The following is a 6,745-nucleotide window of genomic DNA, read 5'->3' on the forward strand; positions in this document are numbered from 1 at the left end:
CGAACTGCGAGCGATGGTTCGACCCGGCTTCAACTAACTTCTGTTGGAGAGGCTTACTTGAATCGATTCGGGACAGAGGAGCAAAGACATACCCTTTCTCGAGTTCTGTCGCATAAGGACGTCGGGCCAAGCGAAGCCCGGCAGTGCATTTGAGATCAGACGGCGGGTGAGTAGAACTGGTCAGCAGCAGACGTAGAGGAAAGTATGCCGGGTCTTCCGCACTTTGCGTGACGGGCGATGCGAAGACGTGCAGGATGAGGTATTTGCCTTAGGGTCGGGAGGCTCCGGTTGGGCCGTAGGTCAGGCAGGCAGGCAGGCAGGCAGGCATGTGATGCCACGAGCTCGGGCGGTGGCGTGCGCGCTGCCCCTGATTCACCGCGCGCCGCCGGCCAAGTGACGGCGATAGTTCCCATGCAAGCGGCCGCTCCAGCATCGGCAGGTCGGACACGGTGCCGCGCGAACGCTACTGTGAGCGAGACCGCGATCAACTACCCCGACAGCACCGGCAATCAATGTCTCATGAAGTGCAGAAGTGAAGTCTCTTCGGGTGAATCAAGCCCTTCAGCGCGGGCGTCACACAAAGTGCGGTAGACCCACTTTTGCCTCGGTCTACGGCTGGCGAGGACGGCCATTGTCCAAACCGGTCGGTATGGGGTCGTCGTGGCCCGCAGTTCGGAGATTACGGACCACCGTTCTTGCATCGGCCGGGGCGATCCCGGCGGCCTTCTGCATGCTCTTGTCGGGCCATTTCTGACCTTCCGCACGAGCGTCGTTGACGTCGAGAATCGCTTCGTAGTCGAGGTCAATGAAGAGAAGAGCACCACCGTCGAACTGGCCCAAGGCGCGAGCTTTGGGTACGTGGGATTCGAGTTCCGCCGCAGCCGTTCTCGCAGTGGGGGCTGGGCCGCAATACACACCCAAGCTGAAAAAGCGGACCGCGTTATTGCAAAAGCTCAAAGGCGTCTTTCGGCGCTTCAGATCCCAGCCGGTGAGCTCGAGGACCCCCACCGCTTCAATCTCACGCGCCTGCAAGAAGCCTTTGATGAGGCACTGGGCAGTCCTCGGCGACTCTCTCGCGCGAAACGCAGACACCATTTGGGAAACTCAGCATCCATGCTCGTCGACGATGAGCACTGGCATCCGGAACTCACGACCTATAACGGCTCGTGCATACATGTAGTTTCTCCGAGCTGTCTCGCTCAGCGCATCCATGTCCACATGGCCATCCGCGCCGCAGGGGAAGGCGTATGCGCGTCCTGCATTGAATATTGACTCGAATCGCAACTCGTAGCGAACGGAACTGGTGCCAACACAAGCGGCTTTTTCCATGGCGATCCCCCGGATGGTGGTTCCCTGCGATACAGGCCAGGTACCTTACATAACGCAAAGGAACCGGACACCCGGACATTTGTAGGGAGAACCCCCCCGGTTTGGTTCACTGCGCCTCAAGGATCTGCTCGGTCCGCTGTGGCCGCCCGAGGTGCTTGGCCGCATCGACGATGGGTCGCGCCTGCTGCACCGATTCCTTGACGGTTTGGGCATAGCCTCCCATCTCAGACAGGCGTTTGATGACCTTGCGAAGAGTCGATGTCGCGAGCTGAATCGGGAGCGGGACCATCCGATGGTTTCTCGCCGAACCGGCTTATTGCGACAGAGCCGTGCCGGCCGGCTCGACGGCCCTGCACGGGTACGACGGCTGGTGCCCGCGATTGCTGATCTGACCGGCCGTGGCAGGTACACTCTGCAGGGTCGGTGTTCCAGCAGCAGCAAAGCTGGAACGGTACTGACGGGCAACAAACGGAGCGCGGCATGCAGAACAAGCTCAGGTTTGCATTAGCGGGTGCCGGCGGCATCGGCGCCTGCCACGCCCAGGCCATCGTGGACATTCCGTCGGCCAGTCTGGTCGCCGTCTGCGACATCGATCCGCAACGCGCCGCCGAGCTCGCGCGAGCCCACGGTGTCGACCGGCATGGCACCGACCTGGCGGCCCTGCTCGCCGATGGCGGCATCGACGCAGTGACGATCTGCACCGACCACGGCTCGCACGGACGGCTGCTCGACGTCTGCGCCGCGGCCGGCGTGCACTGCATCGTCGAGAAGCCGCTGTCGATCCGGCTCAGCGAAGCGACGCGCATGGTCGAGACCGCGGCGGCCGTCGGCATCACCTTCGGCGCGATCTTCCAGCGCCGCTTCTTCCCGGCCGCGCAGCGCATGAAACGCGCGGTCGAAGAAGGCCGGATCGGCCGCGTCACCAGCGCCGAGTGCATCGCCCATCTCGGCCGCGACAAGGCCTACTTCGACCGCGCCGACTGGCGCGGCACTTGGTGGGGCGAAGGCGGCGGCGCGCTGATGAACCAGGCCATCCACATGGTGGACATGCTGCAGTGGGTCTGCGGCGATGCGGTGGAGATCTATGGCCGCTGGGGCACGCTGGTGCACGGCGCCTACGCGACGGTCGAGGACACGGTGGTGGCGACCTGCGAATTCGCCTCCGGCGCACTGGCCACGATCCAGGCGCTGACGACCCTGAACCCGCCCGACGGCTTCCGCCTGGCCGTGCATGGCAGCAACGGCGCGACCCTGGGGCTGCGCGAGGCGCCCGAACTGACCGAGGCGGTGACCGACCTGTGGACCTTGCAGCCCGACCCGCGCGAGGACTGGGAACGTGCCCGCGAGCAGCGACCCGGCTTCCCGCGTTTCCATGCGCTGCAGCTGGACGATTTTGCCCGGGCCGTGCTCGAAGGCCGCCCGCCCGCGGTGACCGGCGCCGACAGTTTGAAGGCGCTGCACATCATCAAGGGCATCTACCTGTCGAACCACCGGCGGCGCCCGGTCCGTCTGCCGCTGAGCGCGGACGACATCGCCGAAGTCGAGACCTTCGACACGGTCGGCTGACCCGCCCAGGCCTGCCCAGGTGCCAGCATTAACCCGGGCCGTCCGCAGCCCGGCGTTGAACGGCCCCGTGCCCGGCCAGTGTTGCCGATGCTGAAGCGACACTCAACGCGCCTCGTTGCGCAGGCCACGCCCGCCTTCTGCACAGCCTTGTCGACCAAGGGCAGGACTTGCCAAACCGCTCACGGGCGTCCATCGCGGACGCACCTTCTTGATCGCAGCACATGCGTAGTTGACTGGTTTTGCCCTTTTCACTACGCTTTGTGCGTGTCGAGCCGTGTCTCATCCCGCCATCTCTTCACCGCGCAGCGGCGTGCGCTGGTGCTGGACTACCTGCGTGGCGCCGGCGCCTCGGTGCCGCAACTCTGCGAAGCGCTGTTAGCGTCGCCGGCGACGATCCGTCGTGACCTCGACTACCTGAGCAGCGAGGGTTATCTCGATCGCAGCCACGGCGGCGCGGTCGCCAAGCCGCTTCTGGGCACGACCTTCGAGGCCGATTCCACCCTCGAGCCCGAGATCGCGCATGACGCCAAGGTACGGATCGGCGGCGCGGCGGCGCAGCTCGTCCAGCCCAGGCAAAGCGTCATCTTCGATTCCAGCTCCACCGTGCTGGAGGCCGCCCGCTGCGTCGCCGCCGCCGACATCGAGCTGACGGCGGTCACCAACGACCTGCGCGTCGCGATGGCGTTCGCGCAGGCCCGGCGGGTGCGCACGGTGCTGCTCGGCGGAATGCTGCGCCGCGGCTCCGGCCATCACGAGCGGCGAGCCCGGCATCGACTTCCTGGGCCGCCTTCACGTCGACCTGACGCTGTGCTCGGCATCCATACGGTTAGCCAGCTGCCGAAACCTCGATCGAGATCGCCGCCATGAAGCGCGGGATGATCGCCGCGGAGCACAAGGTCGCGCTGCTCAGCGACGCATCGAAGTTCCGCGAGCCGACCTTCTGCGAAGTCGGCAGCATGGCCGACATTCACATCGTCGTCACCGAGGCCGGCGCGCTTGCCAACGAATGCCAGGCGCTGCGCGACGCTGCCGTCGAACTGCGTTTTGTCGAGGCGGCATGAGACCGGCGTCCGGCCTCCGCACAGCGCTGACCGCGGCAGCACGCGGCGCACGGGGCGGTTCAAGCAGCGGGCGCCATGAGCGGGCGATGCGATGAGCGCCGTGCGCATGCTGGCTGACGATCTGACCGGCGCGCTGGACGCCGGCGCCCGGCTGGCGAGTCTTGATCCTTCGTTGTGCATCTGCTGGGGCTGTGAAGCGCCGTGCGGCGAAGGCGGCAGCGTCGCCGACACCGAGACGCGAAACCTGCCTTGGTCGCGCGCCCGGACCCGGCTCGAGCGTTCGATCGGGCTGCTGGCCGGCGGCGAAGTGGCCTTCAAGAAATGCATCGACGGCAATGTCGTTTCGCTGTACGCCGCACGCCAGCAGGCCGCTGCTCTGCCGGCTGGCCAGGGCTGGGCCGTGCTTGGCCTGCGCGCCGCACAGCAGCTTGCCAAGGCCGATGCGTCGGCCGCGCTGCTGTCGTGCCTGGCGGCTTCGCACTGCGGCTGGCCCGCGCGGGCCACGCCAAGCCTGCGGTGCCAGACCCAGCACCCGCGGCGTGAAGGCTGCGCATGACGACGCACTCCAGCGCGCGGCCGCACGTCGATGCTCGGTGGCATGACGGCGGGGACGAGCCGCGCGCCGATCTGAATTCCGGTGCGCCGGCGCTGGCCATCCGCGACCTCGTCGTCGAGTTTCCGTCGCCAGACGGCGGCCTGCGCGCCGTCGATGGCGTGAGCTACGCGGTCGAGCCCGGCCGCACGCTGGCGGTGGTTGGCGAAACGGGCGCCGGCAAGTCGGTCACCGCGCTGGCCGCGCTGGGCCTGCTGCCCGCCGGGCGCGTGATCTCTGGTTCGGTCGAGGTCGACGGCGTCGACCTGCTGGCCCTGTCCGAAAGCGAGCGGCGGCGCCTGCTCGGCCGGCTGGTCGCGATGGTCTTCCAGGACCCGTCGGCCGCCCTGAATCCGGTGATCACGGTCGGCGCCCAGCTGGTCGAGGCGATCGCGATGCACCAGCGCGGCTGGACGCGGGCGCGGCTGCGCGCGCGGGCGATCGAGCTGCTGGGGCTGGTCGGCGTGCCGCAGGCCGATCTGCGCGCGCGCCAATACCCGCATCAGTTTTCGGGCGGCATGGCGCAGCGGGTGGTCATCGCGATGGCCATAGCCAACCGGCCGCGTGTGCTGATCGCCGACGAACCGACGAACTCGGTCGACGTGACGATCCAGGCCCAGCTGCTCGAACTGCTGCGCCAGGCCCAGGTGGAGACCGGCGCGGCGACGGTGCTGATCACGCACGACCTGGGCGTGGTGGCCGAGTTCGCCGACCGGATGGTCGTGATGTACGCCGGCCGGATCGTCGAAGAAGGCAGTGTGCGTGACATCTTCGCGCGGCCGTCGCATCCGTACACACGTGCGCTGCTGGCCTCGCTGCCGCGGCTGGACGCGCCGGTCGCTCTGCTCGAGGCGATCCCCGGCACGCCACCCGACATGCGCGCGCTGCCACCCGGCTGCGCCTTCGCCGCGCGCTGCCGGCAGACCGCGGGGCGGGCGATCTGCACCAGTGAGCGGCCGGCCCTGCTGGCGGTCGAAGCCGCGGCCGCCGACGCCAGCGCCGGCCATGACAGCGCCTGCCACTTCCGCAACGAGCAGCCGCGTCCCCGCGAGCCCGTGACGGTCGCCGCGCCGACGCCCGAGCCGGGGCCGCCGCTGCTCAGCGTGCGCAACTTGGTCAAGCACTTCGCGCTCGGCGCGGGCTGGCTGCGCGCCGGCGTGACCGTTCGTGCGGTCGACGGCATCAGCTTCGACGTGCGGCGCGGCGAGACGCTGGGTCTGGTCGGCGAGTCCGGCTGCGGCAAGAGCACGACCGGCAACCTGATCATGCGGCTGCTCGCGCCCAGCGCCGGCACGATCAGCTTCGACGGCGTGGACATCAGCCGGCTGCGCGGGCGCGAGGCGCGGGCGCTGTGCCGCTCGATGCAGATGGTCTTCCAGGACCCCTACAGCTCGCTCAACCCGCTGCTGTCGGCCGGCCGCAACGTCGTCGAGCCGCTGCGCGTGCAGCGCATCGGCAGCGACGCGCAGCGGCGCGACCGGGCCGCCGCGCTGTTCGACGAGGTCGGCCTGCGCCCCGAGCACCTCGACCGGTGGCCGGACCAGTTTTCCGGCGGCCAGCGGCAGCGCATCGGCATCGCCCGCGCGCTGGCGCTGGACCCGGCGATGGTGATCCTGGACGAGCCGGTCTCGTCGCTCGACGTTTCGGTGCAGGCCCAGGTGCTCAACCTGCTGCGCCGGCTGCAGGCCAGCCACGGCCATGCGTATGTCTTCATCAGCCACGACCTGTCGGTGGTGCGGCACCTGTGCGACCGCATCGCCGTGATGTACCTCGGCCGCATCGTCGAGACCGGGCCCCGCGACGCCATCTTCACGCGCGCCCGGCACCCCTATACGCGGGCGCTGCTGTCGGCGGTGCCACGGCCCGACCCGGCGGCGGCGCACGCCCAGCAGCGCACCGTGCTGCGCGGCGAGCTGCCCAGCCTGGTCAGCCCGCCCCGCGGCTGCCGGTTCGCCAGCCGCTGTCCACAGGTCCGGCCGGCCTGCGCCGACACCGACCCATTGCTGGTCGAAGAGACCGACGAGCATGGGCGTGGGCACGGGCACGCTCATGCCTGCCTCTTCCCGGTGCCGACGACCACGGCGGCCTGAGAGGCTGAGAGTATTTCGATCATGCCCGCTCATCACGCCAGAAGACGCCCGCTCGTCGTTGCAAATGCTCGCCATAGCCCGAGCTATGGCTGTGCTTTGCGCCTAGA

The 6,745-nt window shown here is 68.3% G+C and carries 7 protein-coding genes; 6 read left to right on the forward strand and 1 reads right to left on the reverse strand.

Going from position 1 to position 6,745, the window contains the following annotated elements; genetic code table 11:
- Positions 1-660 precede the first annotated feature (660 nt).
- Positions 661-1,272 carry a hypothetical protein gene (locus AC30NL_RS03680; RefSeq protein ID WP_489462657.1) on the forward strand — a complete coding sequence of 204 codons (612 nt, stop codon included), beginning with the start codon at positions 661-663 and terminating at the stop codon, positions 1,270-1,272.
- A gap of 163 nt (positions 1,273-1,435) precedes the next feature.
- On the opposite strand, the gene AC30NL_RS03685 is transcribed toward AC30NL_RS03680, so the two are convergent.
- On the reverse strand, positions 1,436-1,618 hold the full coding sequence (locus AC30NL_RS03685; RefSeq protein ID WP_489462658.1) for a hypothetical protein: 183 nt from the start codon (positions 1,616-1,618) through the stop codon (positions 1,436-1,438).
- Between the two features lie 191 nt (positions 1,619-1,809).
- Between AC30NL_RS03685 and AC30NL_RS03690 the strand changes: the two genes are divergently transcribed.
- From AC30NL_RS03690 to AC30NL_RS03710, 5 genes are all read left to right on the forward strand, one after another.
- A complete protein-coding gene (locus AC30NL_RS03690) occupies positions 1,810-2,895 on the forward strand; it encodes a Gfo/Idh/MocA family protein (protein ID WP_489462659.1) in 1,086 nt (361 codons plus the stop codon).
- 264 nt (positions 2,896-3,159) lie between these two features.
- Positions 3,160-3,762 carry a DeoR/GlpR family DNA-binding transcription regulator gene (locus AC30NL_RS03695; RefSeq protein ID WP_489462660.1) on the forward strand — a complete coding sequence of 201 codons (603 nt, stop codon included), beginning with the start codon at positions 3,160-3,162 and terminating at the stop codon, positions 3,760-3,762.
- Positions 3,759-3,956 carry a hypothetical protein gene (locus AC30NL_RS03700; RefSeq protein ID WP_489462661.1) on the forward strand — a complete coding sequence of 66 codons (198 nt, stop codon included), beginning with the start codon at positions 3,759-3,761 and terminating at the stop codon, positions 3,954-3,956. The genes AC30NL_RS03695 and AC30NL_RS03700 overlap by 4 nt, the downstream gene beginning before the upstream one ends.
- 91 nt (positions 3,957-4,047) lie before the next feature.
- On the forward strand, positions 4,048-4,512 hold the full coding sequence (locus AC30NL_RS03705; RefSeq protein WP_489462662.1) for a hypothetical protein: 465 nt from the start codon (positions 4,048-4,050) through the stop codon (positions 4,510-4,512).
- Positions 4,509-6,638, forward strand: coding sequence for a dipeptide ABC transporter ATP-binding protein (locus AC30NL_RS03710; RefSeq protein ID WP_489462663.1), 2,130 nt, complete (start codon positions 4,509-4,511; stop codon positions 6,636-6,638). The genes AC30NL_RS03705 and AC30NL_RS03710 overlap by 4 nt, the downstream gene beginning before the upstream one ends.
- The last annotated feature ends 107 nt before the right edge of the window (positions 6,639-6,745 follow it).

Origin of the sequence: Rhizobacter sp. (assembly GCA_021153565.1) — a bacterium.
GTDB lineage: Bacteria > Pseudomonadota > Gammaproteobacteria > Burkholderiales > Burkholderiaceae_C > Albitalea.

What these genes read in the sequence shown, in the direction of transcription:
- AC30NL_RS03710 (WP_489462663.1), top strand. Translation starts at nt 4,509, where the DNA reads ATGACGACGCACTCCAGCGCGCGGCCGCACGTCGATGCTCGGTGGCAT.
- AC30NL_RS03690 (WP_489462659.1), top strand. Translation starts at nt 1,810, where the DNA reads ATGCAGAACAAGCTCAGGTTTGCATTAGCGGGTGCCGGCGGCATCGGC.
- AC30NL_RS03700 (WP_489462661.1), top strand. Translation starts at nt 3,759, where the DNA reads ATGAAGCGCGGGATGATCGCCGCGGAGCACAAGGTCGCGCTGCTCAGC.
- AC30NL_RS03705 (WP_489462662.1), top strand. Translation starts at nt 4,048, where the DNA reads ATGAGCGCCGTGCGCATGCTGGCTGACGATCTGACCGGCGCGCTGGAC.
- AC30NL_RS03685 (WP_489462658.1), bottom strand. Translation starts at nt 1,618, where the DNA reads ATGGTCCCGCTCCCGATTCAGCTCGCGACATCGACTCTTCGCAAGGTC.